We start from the raw sequence: 19,417 nt of genomic DNA on the forward strand, positions 1-19,417 counted from the left end.
CGACGGAACTCCATTGGATCTCTTGACCGACAACCCCTTGGGAAGTGGCGGAGAAGGCATCGTCTTTCGCACCAGGCGCGGCGGGTTCGCGGTCAAGCTCTGCAACGCCGTCGGCGAAACACCGGTTGAAGTCGACGAACGGCTCAAGCGCTTGAGGTGGCTGCCCCTCGGCGGCATCCCCATCTGCCGGCCCCTTGAGCTGCTCGCCCCTCCGCATGTCGGCTACGTCATGGAACTGCTCGAGGACATGGTCGCCTTGCGAGTGCTGTGTGCCCCGCCCGGAGATCAGGAAGACAGCATCTGGTACGCGGCGGGCGGTGGGTTGCGTCGCAGGCTCGTGTTGCTCGCGAAGTGCGCACACATACTCGCCACGCTTCACGACCGCGGCATCGTCTACAGCGACGTATCACCGGGCAACGTGCTCGTTTCTTCGATCGCCGAGCACGACCAGGTGTGGCTCGTCGACGCCGACAACCTGCAGACCGAAAGCAGTGCGGTGGCGAGGAGGCTGGGCACCCGGTTGTACACCGCACCAGAGCTGCTGCGCGGTACGACGGGCAATACCGCCCTCAGCGACGTCCACTCGTTCGCGACGATGGCCTACGAGATGCTGACCACCAACCACCCGCTGATCGGCGACTTCGTCGACGAGGGGCCGGCCGAGCACGAAGACGACGCCGCACTCGGGCTACTCCCGTGGATCGACCACAGCACCGACGGGCGCAACCGGACCGAGCACGGGTACCCGGCAGAGCTATTGCTCACCAGGCGTTTGCGCGAGCTGTTCCGACGGACGTTCGAGGAAGGCATGGCCGACCCAGCGGCCCGGCCGGGAGCCGGCGAGTGGGCGGACGCTCTGCATTCCGCGGCCGATCGATGCGTCCGGTGTGCAGGCTGTCCGCACACCTTCTACGCGGCCCGCGAACGGTGCCCGTGGTGTGGCCACCCACGTCCGCGCGTGCTCGCTGTCGCCGTACTCGAACAGCTCCCGCGCCTGGGCGACAGTTCACCCGTGACCATCCCGGACGCCGACCTGTCCCTGGTTCTGCAGGAGCAACAGCCGCTGGTGGTCACCGCGCGATCGGCAGTCCGCCACGCCGTCGATCCCACCGCACGGTTGCTGCGGCTGGCGTGGGACGGGGGTGAAGAAGTCGAAGTGAGGAACGTCGGGCGAGGAGTGGTGCGCCGGGTGCCACCATCGGGTGGTGAAGGTCGTCAGCTCAGGCCAGGCGGCTCCGCTACCGAGTCGGTGCACGAGCCGTGGGTCCTGCACTTCGGTCCCTCCCAACATCCTCACAGGATGGTCGCGATCCAGCCCGCGGAGGCCTCGGGTGTTAGCTGAAGAAGTCAACGTCGGCGAATCGAGGCTGATCCGGCTCCGGCTCGACCCAGGTCGGCAGATCCCGTCCTGGCTGCGCGCGGCGGCCTCGCGCGACCGTCGCGGTCGAGAGGTCCAGCTCCGACCGGCACCTGCAGGCACTCATTTCGACCTCGAGGTGTTCTCCGAACCTCCAGATACTGAGCGCGCACACGTCTCCGAGCAGTACGATCTCGACTGGCTCGGAGCCGAGGGCCGCGTCGCGCTCGCATGGGCCGCGTACACAACGGATACCGAGTTCGGACTCGAGTGCCGCTCTTTCGTGCACGCCGATCTGGGCGAACACCTTGCCATCGGTGTTGGCGACGCCGTCGCCGAGCAGGTCCGGATCGCCGCCGAAGCTGCGCCGAGCGGGTTCACACCTGTACGCGACTGGCTGTCCGACGAATTCGCCCTCGATCCCGCACCCGGTGAAACCGTCCCCCGGTTCATCCACAGCGGAGGCGTCGCCGACGACTTTTCCCAGGGTGTCAACGCGTTCACCTTGCACGGTCGGCGCTGGGTGGCTGACGTCGCCCTCGTCGAGGGCAAATTCCGAATCACCAGGATGACCGACGCCGCGACGACGAATCGCGGGAAATGGCCTCGGTTGAGCGCAATCGATCTTCGGTTCACCGACCAGGGTGAGGAGGCCGACGCGACGGAAGCGATCCGAGCGGCGCTACTGGGTCTGGGTTCGGATGGGCGAACGTACCTCAACCTGTGGCAGGCCTATAACGACATCGAGCGCGAAGCCCTGGTCGATGAGGCGAAGCGGCTCAAATGGGGTTTTTACCACGGCTGCCAGATCCTCTCCGATTCCGTCTGGCGGTTCGAGCTGCAACCAGGTGAACGGACTGACCGGTTCCTCGGTGCGGTGGCGGCGCGGACCGGTCTCGAGCTCGAGGCGGCCGGTGATCTGCCAGCCGAGCTCACTCGGCAACCAAGCCGTCCCGCCGCGAGCGTGCACGGCAAAGTGCGCCAAGTGCTGAAGAACAACCGGACTCTCGACCTCGCCATCGACGGCGACGATCCGCCACCCAATACCGGTTACCTGCACCAGTCCCTGTCCGGTGACCGGGTCCGTCTTCGCAGGCGCGACCTGGCCCGCGAACGGATCGAATCGGACCAAGCCGAGCTCCCCGGACTGCGCCTGCTCATCGAAGGTTTACCGAGGCCAGGAGCGCATCCGCGGACCGATCCCCGCTACGACCGCGCAGTCGTAGCCGGCCTGCGGACAGCTCCGGACGCTGCCGAACCGACCGAGGTCCAGCTCGCTGCGCTCCGGCTGGCCTTGCGCACCCCGGACATCCTGCTGGTCCAAGGTCCGCCCGGTACCGGGAAGACCCGCTTCATCGCGGACTTGCTTCGCTGCCTCGACGAAGTCGGTGAGCGGGCCGTGGCGACGAACCGCACGCTGATTTCGAGTGTGCAGCACGATGCCGTCGACAACGTGGCGAGCCGCGCGCGACGGCTCGGGCTGCCACCGACACGGGTCAGCACGAAGCCCGAGCGCGATCAGCAGAGCACCCGTCAGTGGCGCGACGAGACCGCGGCTCTGCTGGAGGAGTACCTGGTGGAACACCGGCCGAATGTCGCGAAAATCGACCGGCTGGTTCGGCTCCGCCAGATCGCTGCGAACTACGGCCAACAGCCGACGACCGGAGCCGACCTAACCGCCTTGCTGGACGAGGCCAAGCAACTATCGCGCACGGAGCTGCCCGGGCCGGTTCGCGCCCGGCTGGACCGCGCCTTGGCGCACAAGCGTGCCGACGAACGAACCCGCGAAACGCTCCCGCAGCGGAAACAGGACGAGCTCGCCCGAGTCATCCGGTCGATCCGAGTGACCGAGACCGCGTTCGCGGATGATGGTCAGGTCCAAGCCGCCTCGGCCGTGCGCCGGCTCGAACCGCTACTGGCCTCAGCCGAGAAAACGACATTGGAAAGGGCAGCATCGGCGGGACACGCGGACTTCGAGCTGCTTGCGGAACTGACCGAACTCCGCCTGGTGCTCCTCGATCGGGTGGGCGGCAGGTCCGTCGTCAGCGGCACGCCGGGGCACGACCCCGAAGTCGGCACGCTGCTGCACGAGATCGCCGAAGCGGTGTCCGAGGCGTTCATGGACTCACCGGACAGCGTGGACCAGGTCTTGCGGACCTACCGAGACGATCTGCGTGAGGACATCGGCCTCGTCGAGACGACCCTCGCCCGCTACAACACCGTCCTGGCTTCCACGGTCCAGCAGGCCAACTCATTGGAGATGAATCGGATCCTCGCCGCGCCCCTGCCGGTCTTCGACACGGTGATCGTGGACGAAGCGGCCCGGGCGAACCCGCTCGACCTTATGATTCCCATGGCCCTGGCTCAGAAGCGCATCATTCTGGTGGGTGACCATAAACAGCTGCCACACGCTCTCGAGCAGAAGGTTGAGCGGGAGCTGCGCCGCAACCGGGCGCTGGACGGCTCGGAACTGTCCAAAAGCCTCTTCGAACGATGGTTCGACTTGTTCGCTGGGGAGAGGCCTGCCGTACGGACCATCCGCCTCGACACCCAGTTCCGCATGCACCCGGTACTCGGCCGATTCGTCAGCGAAGTCTTTTACGGAGCACCTGATGCGATCAAAGCCGCTCCGTCGACGCGGAGCCTCACGCACAACTTGGCCTCCTACACAGGCAAAGTGGCGGGCTGGATCGATGTGCCCCACGACGTGGCCGGCGGTGCTCAGCAAGACGGATTCAGCTGGACTCGAGAACCAGAGGCCCGCCGGCTCGCCGAAGAGCTGAAGAAGCTTGCTGCCGAAGACACGGGACGGGAACTTACGTTCGGCGTCATCACGTTCTACCGGGCGCAGCAGAAACTAGTAGAGAACGCGATCATCGACGCCGGACTGGGGGTACCGGACGACGAAGGGAACTTCGAGCCGGTCCCGGCCATGGCCACAACCAGCGGTCCACGGCCGCGTCCCAGGCTCCGGATCGGCACCGTCGATGCCTTCCAAGGAATGGAGTTCGACGTGGTCCTGCTGTCGGTGACCCGCAGCAGCCCACCGCCGTCGTCCTTCGCCGACCCCGCCGAAGCCGTCCAGCGCTACGGACACCTGCTCAGTGACAGTCGCATGTGCGTCGCGATGAGCCGGCAACGACGGCTGCTGATCGCGGTCGGCGACGCGGCGATGGCGGACCGGTCGTCGACGCCCGGCGCTCCGGGTGTGCCGGGAAGGTCGGTCGCCGAAGGCATCATCGCGTTCCGGAGCCTGTGCGAGGGGGTGCACGGTGCTGGCGTTCGGCGTTGACACACCGGTCGTGCAGCCAAGCCACTCCCAGGTGGGCGGCCCTCAGCAGTGGTTGCTGTGGCCGGCGCTGCGGTACCGGGTGGTTTCCCCGCTGGTGCACGAACAGCGGCTGAACATGTTCCAATCCGCGGTGCTCGGGCTGGGAAGGGCAGGATTCCGCCAAGCCGACGAGATCGGCGCGATCCTGGGCTTGCAAGCAGAACTGGTGGATGTCGTGCGGGCAGATCTGAAGGCGCTCGCCTACCTCGACCGCTACAACGCCGTCACCGATATCGGCCGGAAGGCGCTTCGAGACGGTTTCCTCGACCCGACGCGAACGATCACCACGTACGTCTACCAAGATGTGACGACGGGCTCACTGTGGCCCGCGTCCACACTGGAACCGAGCCAGGCGAAAGTCACCTGGAACACGTCCAGCCGAGCCCGCGTGCAGTTGCGAACCGCCGGTTCCCCCTGGCTCGTGAGCGCCTTCCCGGTACGGCCGGCAGGCGGCCGGACCGCACCCGATCCTCCCGACCACGAGCAGATCGTCGAAGCGGTCGCCCGCGGCGAACAGGCAAAGCGGCACGGTGGCGGTCGGAACCGCCGGTGGGACACCCCCGTCCCGGATCGAGTGGTCTCGCGCGTTTCCTTGGTGACGTCGGGTTCTCCGGTCTGGATTCCGATCCAGCTGTTCCTCGAGCGGCGAGGAACCGAAGGCAGCGACTTGTTGAGCTGGAACGCTCGTAACCCGTTCACTGCGCGGCCAAGCACCTACCTTCGCAAGATGGTCGCCACTCGCGTTCAAGAATCCGCCACCTTGCGTAATCGCATCGAGCGGTTCGTCGGCGCGCGCAGTGAGGCGCTCCTCTTGGACTACGACTTGATCGACATTGCGGTCCGGCGAAGGATCGCCGAGAAGCTTGAAGACCGGTTCACCGTCGGACTGCGCGAGCACAAGGACCTGTTCGAGCTGCTCACCTTGCTCGAGCGCGACATCGAACGTGCTCGCCGGACGGGAGACGGGGCTCCTGAACTGGGAGATGTAGCGCGAAATGCCTGGCGCCTGCACGAAGCGATCCTGCGCGACGTCGTGAACATGAACCGCCCATCCAACAGCATCATGTCCGCTTTTGCAGATCCGGTCGGCCCGCTCCTTGGAGACTACTGCACACGACTCGGCATGCCGTTCGGGGAACAACGCCACATCAAGGTGGTGACAGCGGCACGCCAGCTACGAAAAGCTCTGGCGCGCCCCGCCGGCGCAAAGACCCCAGAGCTGCTGGCCGCCGCCGTCGTATCAGCCGTTCACAGCGACAGTGATCATCCGATTCGACGGCTGGCCGCGGTCCGGCCGAACTTGCTGTCCGAGCTCACGAACCTCTCGAAAGATCGAAACAAGGGCTCGCATGCCCAGGCAGCCGTCCTCAACGTCGATGCTGGCGAAGCCGCTTGGCGGCTGGCTCAGGACACGGTGGCCACCTATCTCGGCCTCCCCCTTGTCGACGTCGCCCCCACAGGAAAGGATCTCCACCTCGATGGCGAATCGGTCCAAGCGGAAAACCATCGGAAAGCCGACTCCGCCGCGCGGCCCGCACCAATCCGCCAAGAGCGCTGAGGACCGCGCCCGGGAGAAAGCGGCCGACGTCGCGCAAGCGCTCCAGCGCGCGGGTGACGAGTCCAAGGTACAAGGCGCCCTCACGGCGGAAAGGCTCGCCACCACGGCCCGTCTCACCGGCCAAGCGGATGACCTGCTGTCGGCGTACGACGCGCTGATCAATCAAGCAGCCGAGTACGAACGGTGTGCCGACGCCGCGAGGGTACGCGAACAGGCAGCGCAGAAGGCCACTGCCGCGGCTGACTCCGCCCGCTCGAAGCTCACGCAAGACCTCGAGCTAGCAGCGGCCGCCACTGCGGCGGCGGAAAAGCTGAAGGAGGACGCCGCCGCCACCGTCGCCGACCTCGATGCCCGCGAACAACGAGTCCGCCGCCTAGAACAAGAAGCCGAAGCCGATTTCGAGGAGAGGTCCAGCAAGGCGCAGGCCGAGCTTGAACAGGTGCTGGCGGAACGCCGCCGTGTCGTGCAAACCGAGCTGGACGATCAGCTTCGGGCCTTGGATGAGCGCCGCGCAGCCGATATTGCCGAGCTCGAGAAGTTGCGCGAGGAGAAGCTCGCGGAGACAGACCGGCGACAAGCCGAACTCGACCGAGGTGAAGAACAGCTCCGTTTCGACCGCGGCGCTCTGCGCGGGCAGCAGATCGCCCTCGAACGTCTCGAACTTGAACTGGAAGTGGAAATCACTGCTCGCGCAGCCCACGAAGTGGCCGCTATCGATCGCGAACTCCACGTCGCCAAGATCGAGGTGGAAGCAAGCGCCGAGACGATCGACGACCTGCGGCAGCGCCTGGCCCATCATGAGCGGGTTCAGCTCAAGATCGGATCGACCGACCCAGCGACCCTGCTCGCCGAACTGGAACAGCTCCGAGCGGCGAACACCGAGTTGCGGGACAAGCTGGCTGCCCGGCTCGCGGACGACGATCTCGACCGGCTGCGCGAACTGGAGCGCGTGAATCGGGACCTCACAGCCGAACGGGAGCGGACGAGGTACGAGCTGCAGGAACTGCGAGGGACCGCACTGGCCAACCGGATCAACAACTTGCAGGTGAAGCAGCTCAGCGACGCGGAGCAGCACTTCGATGTCCTGCGCCGCGGATACGAAACCCGCATCGCCGAACTGCGCTCCGCCGTCGAGGAGCTCTACCGCGATCGCACCGACCCGGAAACCCCGCTTTTTCCTCGCTGTGTCGCGATGGACGACGAGACACGCCTCGCCGAACGCGGCGCGGTTGCGACGTCACCGGTCGAGCTCTCGGTCCTGGCTCGATCCCTCCAAGCAACGATGTTCAGCGAAAGCCGGCTGGCGTACCGGCTGAACGACATCTGCGTCCTGCTCGGCGGCCTGGCCATGAGCCGCCTCCACCTTCTCGAGGGAATGAGCGGCATCGGTAAGACTTCTTTGCCAACAGCTCTGGCCGCAGCTCTCGGAACCGGTCATGCGGTCATCGAGGTCCAGGCCGGGTGGCGAGACCGCACGGACCTCTTCGGTCACCACAACACCTTCGAGCGACGGTTCGAGGAGACCGAATTCCTTCAGGCGCTCTATCGTGCCCAGACGCCGCAGTACCAAGATCGTCCGTTCTTCATCATCCTCGACGAGATGAACCTGTCTCGTCCGGAGCAGTACTTCTCGGTTGTCCTTTCCAAACTGGAGAACCGAGACAAGCGGCCGATCCAGCTGGTGACCAAGAGCACTGGGCGAGCTCCTCGACACCTGGTGGAAGGCGCCCAAGTCCTGCTGCCGGACAACGTGTGGTTCATCGGGACGGCCAACCAAGACGAGTCGACGCTCGAGTTTGCGGACAAGACGTACAACCGTGCGCATCTCATGGAACTGCCGGCGCAGCGGCCCCATCTACCGACCGCTTCGACACCGGAGGTTCTCCCGTACGGGACAGCTGCCCTCCGCACCGCCTTCGCATCGGCGCAGCGGACACACCACGACGACACGAACGCGGCGTGGGAGTTCTTCCGCGGGCTGTTCGACGACCTGAACGAGCACGGTCACACCGCAATCGGGCCGCGGCTGGAGAAACAGCTGAAGCTTTTCGTTCCGGTCGTTATCTCGGCCCTCGCGGGTACCCGTCCCGACGAAGGTCACGACTATGGCGACAGCGACCAGGATGGCCGCTCTTTGGCGGTCGATCACTTCCTGGCTACGAAGATCCTTCGCCCGGTGCGGAGCCGCTACGACGTAACACCGGAAAATTTCAGCAAGCTGCGGGACGCGGTGCACACACACTGGGAACTGCATGACCTCGCAGGCAGCCCGGTACGAAGCGCCCGTCTGCTCGACGAGGAACAGCGGCGAAGGGAAGGCTGATGTCGCAGGACAACGACTCACCGGACCCGCTGATCGTCACGTCGGTCATCGAGATCGCCCGGGTTCTGACCAAAGCGGTCACCATGGCGGAGTGGCTGGAAACGAACATGTTCGTGCCCAACACCGCGAAGCATGCCGAGCTGAACGAGCTGGACGAAGCAGTGCTGTCAGGACTCGATGTCCTGGCCGACGTCTGCGCACGACCCCACGACCGGCTCGATCGATCGGAGCAGCTTGTCCGTGCCGACCTCGCACGCCGCGTGCCGCCAGCGGGGATCGCCCGCCTGTCCTCACGCACGGAGGACCTGGCCGGAGTGGAGCACGGCAGAATACGGCCCCTTCGCGTGCTCACATCTCGCTACACTGAATACCTCGACTTCTACGAGAACCAGGTCGTCGCCCAACTGGTGGACCGGCTCCGCGAGTACCTGGAACGCCGAATCCGCGATCTGACAGTCCTCGGCGCCGGTCTCACCGATCTCGACGAATACGACCGCGCGCTGCGGCGACGGCAATCATGGCGCAGCCGGAACCGCATCGCGCAACTAGTGGCAACGGCGATCGAGGACACAGCAGCCGCGTCCGCCGCGATCGACGAGACCCGCACCAAGCTGTCGAACGCGAAGGTCCGGCTGCGCGCGCAAAGCACCACTCCGGTACTCAGACAGGCGAACCGCAGAGCTCGCTTGCCCATTCGCTTGATGAGGACGAACCTGTTCACCGACAACAACAGGTACCGGCGCGTCGGGATCCTCTGGGAGCGATGGGCGGTTCACAGTACAGAACGTGCCCAACAGGCGCAGACGGAGGAGCACAGTTTCGCGAATGCGTACCAGAACTATGTCGCCGCCCTGTCAATGCGCGCCCTCAGCATCCTCGGCTACGCCGCGAACGAGGAACACCCACCGGATCTTGCCCAGCCCAGGGCTATCAGGCTGCACGGGCCGACAGATGACCTGACGTGGACGAGTACGCAGGGCGGCGCGATCTCGCTCGCTGACGACACGGCCGTGCTCACGTGGCTCGTAGCGATCGGTGACGACCTCGGCGCGCCCGCACTGGACGCGATCAAGTCGTCCAAAGTCGATCACCTTCTGGGACTACCTCAGCCGACGATCGTCATCTATCCAGGGTTGCGGGCAAATCGCGCAGCCCTGTCAGCGCCCGAACGCCGACGACTCCATCCAGCCGGCTTCGGCAGCGACCCACTTCTCGTTCCAGTGAGCCCGCTGGAAATCGAAGGCGAAGAGCGCATCGCCCGCGCCCTGCGCTGGACGATTCAAGGCTTACGCTTCACCAGGTCCTATCCGCCAGAAATTCACGTTACTTTCCCGAAATATATTTCTTCGACCCAGTGGTACGAAAAACGGAGCGTGCGCACGCTTGCCGTCCTGCGACGTCCGAGCGTCGCGGAAAAAGAGGAACTGATAAATATTCTGGAGCAACAGAGACCCGGCCAGAAAAACCTCGAGTCAGTCCAAAGCGGAATCTCAACGGTGTCCGCGATCATCGACTCCGCCATCCGCGTCTTCGGTCTTCTCGAGACATGCCCGATATGTCGAAGAGCGAACGCTGAATTCCAGCCGCGGGACCAGGACACATTCCTGTGTCGTTGCGCCGCCTGCCGGACGGAGTGGGGAACTCGCCGGTGCCACTCTTGCGGCGAGAGATACCCGATCCTCTGGCCGCACCGAGCTGTGGTCGACGCTCAGGACGGCGATAATCTCGACCTCTCTATAGGAGCGGATATCCTTACGGTGCCTTGCGCCGATTCAACCACCGCCGCTGGAACTCATTTCCGTTGCCCGTGGTGCACCTCTTGCCCAGAACGAACGAACTGTACCTGCAATTGACCATCCGCTATCGATTCAGCAGCGCCATCCCTGCGAATGGCAGGGTCGAGCATGCAGGCGACGGCTGGACATCATCCGGCTACGCATCACCCCGCGCCTGGAGTCCGAGCTGGCGGGAAACTCCCAATGAGCAGTGAACGACCAAGCACGGGAGCTGGAACTCGCACGACGGGTCTCGGAAGCCGTGTTTGTCGTCAGTCCTTTCCGTGACATCGTCGAAAGTCTCCGCAAAGAAGTCGGATCCTGGCTGCTTACGTCGAACCGACTGGGCACCGTCCACACAACGCAGGGCAAGAAAGCAGATATCTTCCTACTCGTCCTCGGTACGGCGACCGACCAGGCCAGGTCGCGCAGCTGGGCAGCACAAACGCCCAATCTCCTGAACGTGCCCGTAACCCGCGCCCGGCGCCAAGTGGTAGTCATCGGCGACTACCCAACTGGTCCGAACACCTCAACTTCAACGTGCTCGCAGCGTACGGCGGGAATGACAAGGACTGTCTGCTCAAGATCGTCAACGTCGATGGCAAGTCACCCGATTTGTGGGCGGCCGCCGTGCGGCGGTCTGCGCACGCAAGCCGACCAGGATCCAGCAAAGTCCGGTGACCAAGAGTCAGATCTCAAAGGCGCGGAGGAATTATGGCGCCAATGATCCCGAGCGTGGCCAATCGGACCGAAGACGGGGAACGTCACCTCAACGTGAGCGTTGTGGATAGTGTGCAACACGCCCCGGAGTTGAGCCTCGCTTGCGGACGACAGCAGTGGTCGGCCACCGCTGTCGTCCGCAAGGTTACGTCGTGGTCTCCCATGCTCGTCTACGACGTCGGTGCGCCTCGATCAGTGACCGGGCCACTTCCGATGGAGTCGGAGCGCAGGGCGGTCGATGACTCGACGTAATCGCCAGCCGCACGGGTCAGGACTCTCTGGTCTGCCCGATCATGTTTGTCCATGGGAGGGACCGTCGTCGAGCCGCAACCTCGGCATCTTCGTCCAGGACCAATCCGATCGAGGCGACTTCACGTTGCTGCGCACCTTCATGGTTGCCGATGCTAACTATCCGAACCACGCCGTACTCGCCCGTCACCGACACGCTCACCTGTGCTGGCGCTAGGCAAGTACCGCCACCTCGACGTGCTCGCGACCAACGCCGCGAACGCGCCTGCATCCACAGCGAAAAGATATCCACCGGGGCGGTCAGCCCAACACCTAAGCCGCCTGACTAACCTCCAAACAACTAGCTCTGTGCAGCGTCGCCGTTTGCAAAAACCACGCCGGCGGCGAGGTCATGACGTTCATTTCTCACGAGCACATTTTTGAGAATGGTTAGCGTACGCAGCCGGCCAGGTTCGTCGATCGTCCTGAGCAGTTCGTCGAGCAGCGCTCCCGCAGAGTCGGGACCTTTCTTAGGCGACAGAACCTCCTGCAGCTTCTTGAATTCATTGGCGGTCTCTACGACCTGCTCGGGCTTGTCCTGGTTTTCCAGAAACCACGCCGCTGTCGCACGCAACGGATCCAGGAGCAGCGTGCTCATCTGTTCTGTCCGCCGTACGCGTTGCTCTTCCACCCACGATCCCACTAGCTGACGGCGAGTGGCTTCCTCGCGCGCGGCCACGGCGGCGACCAGTTCAGCATCGGTGTTGATCGACAAACAGTGACCGCGAGCCATAACCTCTGCTTCCGGAACCCGGTCCCAGCGGTGGAGGTTGGCGTTCAATTCGCAGCGGAGCCGCTCTTGAGCCGTCAACGGGTGGTGACGAGCTACGTCGTCAGCCCTCCTCGCGACACCGTGCCGCGCGATGTCCAGCAGAGCGGGCGGAGCCGGGCAGACTCCGCCCCACTGGGCCTCGACGAAGACCGTGACGGTGAATCGCAAGCGATCGTCCACGCTAGGCAGTGACAATTCGGTGGGCGCGCCGATAGGCAGCGGCCGTGGGATCGCAGCGTATTTCGCCGCTTCTTTCTGGCGTCGCCAGCGTTTGCTTCGAGCCGTCACGTGCTCACTCCGGTTGCAGGATTGGATCAACCTCGTCCAGCCGGGTCCATAGCTGGAACAAGACCTCGTCCACGGGATCGTTGCCGAGCGGCCCCAAAGGAATACTCTGGATCCTGCTGGCGAACTGCAGCTGCGCGATCCGCCGTGGGTCGGACTGGGTGGCTTGGACGAGCGGCTCGACCATCAGTGGCCGCTGCTCGATCGGGGCGGCGGCAGCTGTATGGACCCAGGTCCGCACGACGGGGCGGAGGTCTTCCGGGGGCAGCTTGTCGAGTGCCTGGTTCCAGAAGGACGACATAGTCGCCGAGTCCAGGTCGGCGAGCTGCTCCTGCAGCATAGAAGAGGCGCTCACGGATAGCAGTTGCAGCCGTGCCGGAGTCGCGTCGTCGAACCACTCCGACAGGTAGCGCAGGAACCGGGCGCCGCCGAGCGTGGTGCCGATCCCGTGCACAGCTGTCCGGACAGCTTCCCGGACTTCCTTGTTCTCTGAGCTGGCGAGGTGCTTGAGGCGGGTCAGCGCGATACGGGGGAACTCGGTCCCGAGTTCGCCGCACACCTCGGCGGTCAGCAGCTGCAGATCGGCGTTGGCGCCCTTGGACCACGTGAGGAGCCGGTTACGAGTTGGCGTTCCCAACGTCGTGTCCGTGGCAGTCGTCACGAGCAGGCGTACCGCGACCGAACGCCGATAGCGTGACTCCGGGGTCTGGAGCGAGGTGTTGCCTTCTGTGTCCTTCGCCGTCCACTGCTCCGCGAGTTTGAGTGCGATCTGATGGCCAGCCCCAACCGCCAGCTCTGCGGTGCGGTCAGCGATTCGTTCCAGGTCCTCGTCCGCCAGGTCCGCGAACCTCTTGGGTATCTCGCCGATCCACGACAGCATCGAGTCTTGGAGATCACGGTGTTCCCGCCAGAAATGCCGGAGAACTTCCAGGCCGAAGCCGGGTTGCTGGAACTCTCGGGCTTCGACATCGAACGGCTCGATGTCAAGATGCCGCAGCCGGGCGTAGGGACTCGGGCGAAGCAACGGTACCTGCTCCTCCACCTTCAGCTTGTTCTTCTTCAGCATCGCGTCAGCGGCGTTCACAATGTGTTCCGGCGCTGAACCCTCTAGCACTGCTACGGCCAGCAGCAGCGCGAGCCACTCCGAGTCGCCAGCCTCCTGGCGCTTCCCGATCTCCGCGCGGAGATCGATCTTCTGCCCCAGGAGTGAATCCCGAAGCGCCTCAGCTGGGTCTTCGCCGCGACTCGCACGCCGTTCGACGGTTTCGGCGAGCTCCTTCACCCGCGGTGGCCACATCCGTTCGAGATGACCCTGCGTCTCTGTGGCGGTGATGAGTCCTGCAGCATCGATCACGGTCAGGTAGCGTGCAAAGACCTCGACAGACAGAGGTTTTCCCAGCTCGTGCACCCGGCCGGGGAGGCGCTCACTGAATTTCCGGTTCTGGTCGTGCGGGACGATCAGAATAAGGAAGCTCCGGTGGCGTTCGAGCTCGCGGACGAATTCCACCAGCGCCAGCTGCACCTGATGAAGCTCACCGTTCGGACCGCGCATGTCTACGAGAACCACCGCACGTTCGTGGTCGCTCAGCATGTTTTCGGCCCTGAGCTGGAAATCTTCGTCGATGAGTTCCTCACGGACTACTAGCCCCGGATCGTTCTGCTGCAACTCGTAGCCCAGCCGCAGACCGCCGGCGAACTGGCCGCCGTCCGCCTCGGGTGCGGAAAGAACCAGAAGGCGTTCGTCGCGCAGGATCTCGAAGGCTGTTCGCGTTCCCTCGGTAGCGTGTTCGGGTAGCAACCCCAGAGGACTGACGTACTTGTGAGCCAGTTGCCGGAGGGCCTCACGGTCTTGAAGCCCGCGGCCCCGCCGTTGGCGGGTGTGGGCGCGGCTACCCCATTCCAGACCTTCTCCGCGCGCGTAGTAGTTCTCGATTCTCATGATTCTGAGGTCGCGTCCGGCCGTCGCGTTGCCATCACCCTCGACTGAAGTGGCCGAGTAAGACAACGCGGTCGCCTGGACCGGCCGTGAGACCAAAGGCGTTGGACTAGGGGGAGGTTCGAGCATGCCGAAGCTGTCGACGTCGTGTTCGCTGTTCACTGCCTCACCGCTCCTAGATGCTGTCGGTGGTGGTGCGACGGCCGCTGCCAGGACCGAAGTTGGCGTCGATCCCAGTGTGGAAGGTGCCCGAAAACTCTTGGTTGTGCGTTGTCTGGTCCCGGCCTGCCGTGACGTTGTTGTCGCCAGTCACCGTGACGCCTCCGCTGACATCTCGCACTGACCTAAGCTGGACCCCACCCGACACATCGTGGGCTCCGAACCTGGTCGCCTGGCTGCGGTTGGCCGTGTCTGCGTCATCGGTCTCGGGCACGGCGGTCGGCGATTTGTCCACCGTAGACTCGTCGAACAGCAGCCCTGACCGGAGCAGCTCACCGGAAGCAGCCGGTACGCGTAGGTATCCGACTTCCGAGTAGTCCTTCTCCGGTACCCGCATCGGCGCTTCGACGAATTCACTCGGCCGGCGCACTGTCCGGCCAGCCGAGACAACGTCCTTCATGACCGACTGTGAGATGGCCGTAGCCACGAACGTGACAGCCGGATCTGAATTGTCGAGTAACGCCCTGACCTCTTGTGTGTCGGTTAAGCGAGCGGCGTTGACCATGACATTCCCAGCGGGTGAGTCGGTAACGCTCGCATCGAAAGCGTGGACCGGCCCCAGGTCCAATGCGGCCCGTAGTCGAACCTCGATGCCGAGGGTGCGGAACCTAGGGGAGTTCAGGCGTAGTTCGACCTGCAGCGCATCGAAGAACTTGTCGACTACCGCACTGAGCAGGTCGGGGCTGAAACCGACGAGGTAACCGTCACCGCGAGGAGCAAGGAACTCGTTCTGCTCCCACAGATGCTCGACGCTGGCTCGAATCGCGGCCTGTTGCAGGATCTCTGGCAACATGGCGGCGATCGCCTTCTGCTGGTCGTTGTTGTACCTGCTGAACCGACGGACATCGACCGCAAGCACTCCGATATATCGTCCCACGATCGTGCTGTCTTCTTGAAGATGCAACCCCACCACAGCTCCTCTTGTGCGCGTTGGTTACGACTGGACCAAGGCTGCCTGCCATTCACAGGCGGTTCTGTCCAGAACTGGACACAACGGCGGACGTGATCTCCGTTACGTCGATGACTTCGACGCTCCCTCTCGCGATCCTGATCCATCCCGCGGCTTTCCAGTCAGCCAAGACCGGTGTGATCGCAGAGCGGGCTAGGCCCAACGCTGCGGCCAGCTCCTCCTGCGACATCGCGATTGTCGTGGCGCGGGGATGGTCCGGGCCCGCGGCGTCGATGACGGAGAACAACAGGGCGGCGAGCCGAGTCGGCGTGGTGCGATGAGCGAGTTGCCAGGCATGGGCCGCGCTTTCCCGTAACTTGCCGAGGATGTAGCTGTTCAACTGTGGCACGAGCCCGAGGCGTTCAACGAACTCGCCAAACCGCCGGTCCGACAGCTTCGCGGTGATGCCGGGCTCAATCGCCTGGACGGTGGTCGATCTGGAAGTGCTGTCCCCATTCGCCAGTTCGCCGATCACATCGCCAGGACCACGGACTGCGAGCATGAGTTCGCGGCCATCGGGCTCGGCGTAAACCACTTTGACTCGGCCAGACAGACACAAATAAACCCAGCCGCCCGGGTCTCCTTGACCTAGCAGGCGCTCTCGGGCTTGGTGGTGCGATCGGACACCTTGCTGCGCGAGCGTCGCCCAGGCCTGCGCCGGGACGAGCGCACGGAAACCACGTGGACGCGGGAACCGGTCGACTGCGGGCATGACCTCATGTCTAGTCATGGATGTGCGGGATCGGGGCGACCCGGCCATGTGATCACTCGAATGTCTCGGCCGGTCGCGCATGACTACGCGTAGTCATTCACCGTGGGTGACCGTTTGCGCCAGTTGGGTGATGACTGAAGCTGCGCCACTCTCGCTGAGAGGCAGCGTAACTCCTCCGAAACTGGCGGGCCCTGCTCGAGGACGTGAGTTCAGTCGAGGCGGCGTCCAGAAGCTCCTGCGGCGTCCGGCTGGCGACTCCCCAGGTGGCGGTGGCGTACTGCCATAGACGACAGCTTCGCCAGCACGACGCCTGCATCGCGTCGATCTGTTGTGGACCGAGTCGCTCGCTGGCAGATGGCCAGGCTCCGGATCGGCCGCAACATCAACTCCATCACCGCTTCGGCCTTGGTGCTCGGTATCGCCTTGGCGGCCGACATTACGCCCTTGATTGCCAGCGAGACGGTAGACATCAGTCCGCGGTCGAGGATAGTCGCCAGGGACCTAGACCGCTTGCACGTCCTGCTTGCCCGGAAGCCTTTCCATAGCAGCCTTAGGGTCGATCAGCCTGGGCCGGCAGGCATGCTCGTCCTCCCCTATGGCGTTCGAATTGCGGAGCGCCTTCTCAACTGCAACGACCGCAGATGCGCAGGCCGACATGATCTGCACGGTCTTTCCAGCGCCGCTCAGCTGAATGGCGACGCATCAGCCCAGCAGTTTATCAATACCTATACCGAATACGTACTCGACGTCGTCGATCAGCATGTCAACTTCGACATCGGAGACAGGAATTCCCAGTTCATCTTTTTTGAGTAATACATTAGCATGCGCCGCCAATGTCTTTGCGTTGTATCGCCCGATGAATCGGATTCTATCGGCGAGTACTGCTTCGAGAGTTGCGAGAGCGCCTACCTGGTCGCCCCACTGGCCCTGCCATTTGGCCGATTCTTCGCGTAACCAGAGTGTTACCGGATTGCTTTCGCCGAGAAAATCAATACTGTCCGAAATTACTTCATGCAAACTCTCCGGATTCTGGTCTTTGCTGTCCAGGCAGCCCCGTTGCCCGACCAGTTCGAGCCTGCTGCTCAAAGTGTCCGAGTGCTCCCACCCCAGCGTTTGCGCTTGCTTGACTACGACTTCCTCTAGGGTTGCAATTCCTTCTGAGATACTTCCTGTCGTGACCTGAAGTCGTCCCAGTGCACTGCGTGCGCTCAGCAGAACCGGATGGTCGTTGTCAAGGACACCTCGGTGCTCGTAGATGATTTTATCAAGCTCTCGCAGGCCGCACTCTGGACTACCACTCACCTCATTTAAGACGGCGACGCCAATTTTCCATTTTAGAGTGCCAGGACCTACTTCTCCGAATCGGTCCTTATATGCGGATGTTAGTTCCTCGTACGTGCCAGTCATGTTCACAATACCGCGCTCAGGCCGAAGGCGTACCATCGCAAGCAGCGCGGCCGCTGCGAGGTTTCGCTCAGTGGTTTCGCCAAGTTCCTTCTCAGCTTGCTCGATCCTTTCCAAGACTGTTACGGCGCCGCGCCAGTCACCGACCGCGAAACGCCAGTGGCCGAGAAAGTGGCACGTTGTCATCGTGTCATGATGGTCCGGACCGAGGACACAGTCTTGGTGCTTAAGCACTGCTTCGAGAATGGCCACGGCTTCGGCCGCTGCGCCGGCCTGGCCACACCAGTGGGCGAGGTGGCGTCGGGTGTTGAGAGTGTCGGGATGGTCCGGTCCCAGCATGCGTGTTCGGTCGTTCAGAAGATCCTTGGTCATCGTCACCGCAGCTGCAACATCGCCGGCCTCACCGAGCCAGGTCGCCAAGCTGCCTCGAATACTTAGTACTTGGGGGGTATCCGGCGCGAGATATTGCTGTGCCGTCGTTAGCAAGTGTCGGTAGTGGCTAACGGCGCTGCTCAGAAGTCCGGCGCGGCCCAGACTCTCGCCAAGCTGCAAGAGTACTGGATGGGCGGTCGGTGACCATAGTTGGAGGCCTGCTGTATAGTGAAGGGCCTCAGCGTTGGCCCGCAGCACTTGGACAAGCCTGTCTGCCTGGGCGCACTTGGGCCACACCTCAACGAGGCTGTCGCCCACAACTCCCGCCACCTGCGCTTGGCGTTCTGAAGTTAGCGACTCCCATGTGGTTCGCTGAACGAGGTGGTGGACACGGACGGTTCGGCCCGGCTCGGTCGCGTCCACGGTGATGAGATTGAGCCGGTGTAGCACACGCAGCGCATCGTGGAGGTCGTCTTCAGTGACCGCGCGACCAACTAACCCGGCGACCTGACCCGCGGCCGCTGGAACAGAGAACAACGCACCAGGAATACCGTTGCAGTCAAGAGCCGCGACCACTTCCAACACTGGCCGAGCGAGTCCGGCCGGAGGCAATCGGTCGGCAAGATCGATAGATAAGGACCAGATCGCCGATATCGTCGCGCGCTGGTCGTCGGGCAGCTCGCTGCGGGTAGGGAAGACATCAACCAACGTCCGGCGGCGGTCGAGTAGCCGAACTCGGTAGCTAGAACAGGTCAGGCTCCTGTCGAGCAGATAGGCCGCAACTTGTGCCAAAGCCACGGGTAGATGCCCCACGTCTGCGGCGAGTTCCTGGGCACCGTCGAGAAGTGCGATGTGCCCGGCGAGTGCTGCTTTGAGGTAGCCTGCGGACTCGGTCGGGGTAAACATGTCTACTTCGATTTGGGTTCGATCGCCCCCCGCGAGGGCCGCGTCCCGGCGCCGGGTGGTTACGACGACCTGACCCGTTGAGGTGTGCGGCGGCCACAAGCCCGCTAGATCACCTGGTTGCTGCAGGCCGTCCAGCACCACGAGCCAATGCAGGTCGGTTTCGCCGAACCAAGCCAGCAGGCGAAGCGCCATCCGGGCAGGCTGCGGCGAGTCGTGTCCGAAGATCTCATCGCCAGCCTCCGCATACGCCGAGACAACAGCATCACGACTGTCTGCGGAGATCCAAAGCAGGACATCAACTTCTCCGGCGTCCCACATCGTATGCGCGTAATCGGCTGCAAGTTGAGTCTTTCCCGCACCTCCAAGACCGGTCAAAACGCACGTCGGAGTGCCTGTTCCTTCGAGCGCCCGGCGTACTGAGACGGCCGCGGCACGCCTTTGGAACCACCCTGCACGGTGCGGCACTACACCAAACCGACGGCGCACGTTCGGCTGAGAAGGACGCGGCTC

11 protein-coding genes are annotated in these 19,417 nt (G+C 63.8%); 6 read left to right on the plus strand and 5 right to left on the minus strand.

The features are described 5' to 3' along the window. The first annotated feature begins 22 nt into the window (after positions 1-22). From ACSMFO_RS04760 to ACSMFO_RS04785, 6 genes are all read left to right on the plus strand, one after another. Entirely contained in the window at positions 23-1,342 is a 1,320-nt protein-coding gene (locus ACSMFO_RS04760) for a protein kinase domain-containing protein (RefSeq protein WP_436457096.1), read from the plus strand. Then, positions 1,332-4,649, plus strand: a complete 3,318-nt coding sequence (locus tag ACSMFO_RS04765) for a DEAD/DEAH box helicase (RefSeq protein WP_436457097.1) — start codon at positions 1,332-1,334, stop codon at positions 4,647-4,649. Before ACSMFO_RS04760 ends, ACSMFO_RS04765 begins: the two co-directional genes overlap by 11 nt. After that, a complete protein-coding gene (locus tag ACSMFO_RS04770) occupies positions 4,630-6,246 on the plus strand; it encodes a hypothetical protein (RefSeq protein WP_436457098.1) in 1,617 nt (538 codons plus the stop codon). Before ACSMFO_RS04765 ends, ACSMFO_RS04770 begins: the two co-directional genes overlap by 20 nt. After that, positions 6,167-8,569, plus strand: coding sequence for an AAA family ATPase (locus ACSMFO_RS04775; RefSeq protein ID WP_436457099.1), 2,403 nt, complete (start codon positions 6,167-6,169; stop codon positions 8,567-8,569). The genes ACSMFO_RS04770 and ACSMFO_RS04775 overlap by 80 nt, the downstream gene beginning before the upstream one ends. Then, the gene (locus ACSMFO_RS04780) at positions 8,569-10,422 is read left to right on the plus strand and encodes a DUF2357 domain-containing protein (RefSeq protein WP_436457100.1); all 1,854 of its coding nucleotides are present in this window, start codon (positions 8,569-8,571) and stop codon (positions 10,420-10,422) included. The genes ACSMFO_RS04775 and ACSMFO_RS04780 overlap by 1 nt, the downstream gene beginning before the upstream one ends. Before the next feature lie 133 nt (positions 10,423-10,555). Further along, a complete protein-coding gene (locus ACSMFO_RS04785; RefSeq protein ID WP_436457101.1) occupies positions 10,556-11,071 on the plus strand; it encodes an AAA domain-containing protein in 516 nt (171 codons plus the stop codon). A gap of 582 nt (positions 11,072-11,653) precedes the next feature. On the opposite strand, the gene ACSMFO_RS04790 is transcribed toward ACSMFO_RS04785, so the two are convergent. From ACSMFO_RS04790 to ACSMFO_RS04810, 5 genes are all read right to left on the minus strand, one after another. Next, a complete protein-coding gene (locus tag ACSMFO_RS04790) occupies positions 11,654-12,412 on the minus strand; it encodes a hypothetical protein (RefSeq protein ID WP_436457102.1) in 759 nt (252 codons plus the stop codon). A gap of 4 nt (positions 12,413-12,416) precedes the next feature. Next, entirely contained in the window at positions 12,417-14,507 is a 2,091-nt protein-coding gene (locus ACSMFO_RS04795; RefSeq protein ID WP_436457103.1) for a hypothetical protein, read from the minus strand. A 13-nt stretch (positions 14,508-14,520) separates the two neighbouring features. Beyond that, positions 14,521-15,474 (minus strand): hypothetical protein, encoded by a 954-nt coding sequence (locus tag ACSMFO_RS04800; protein ID WP_436457104.1) that lies wholly within the window; start codon positions 15,472-15,474, stop codon positions 14,521-14,523. A 52-nt stretch (positions 15,475-15,526) separates the two neighbouring features. Next, on the minus strand, positions 15,527-16,225 hold the full coding sequence (locus ACSMFO_RS04805) for a Crp/Fnr family transcriptional regulator (protein WP_436457105.1): 699 nt from the start codon (positions 16,223-16,225) through the stop codon (positions 15,527-15,529). A gap of 702 nt (positions 16,226-16,927) precedes the next feature. Continuing rightward, the gene (locus ACSMFO_RS04810) at positions 16,928-19,225 is read right to left on the minus strand and encodes a tetratricopeptide repeat protein (RefSeq protein ID WP_436457106.1); all 2,298 of its coding nucleotides are present in this window, start codon (positions 19,223-19,225) and stop codon (positions 16,928-16,930) included. Between the last annotated feature and the right edge of the window lie 192 nt (positions 19,226-19,417).

Source organism: Amycolatopsis sp. w19 (genome assembly GCF_051373225.1).
GTDB classification, from domain to species: domain Bacteria; phylum Actinomycetota; class Actinomycetes; order Mycobacteriales; family Pseudonocardiaceae; genus Amycolatopsis; species Amycolatopsis japonica.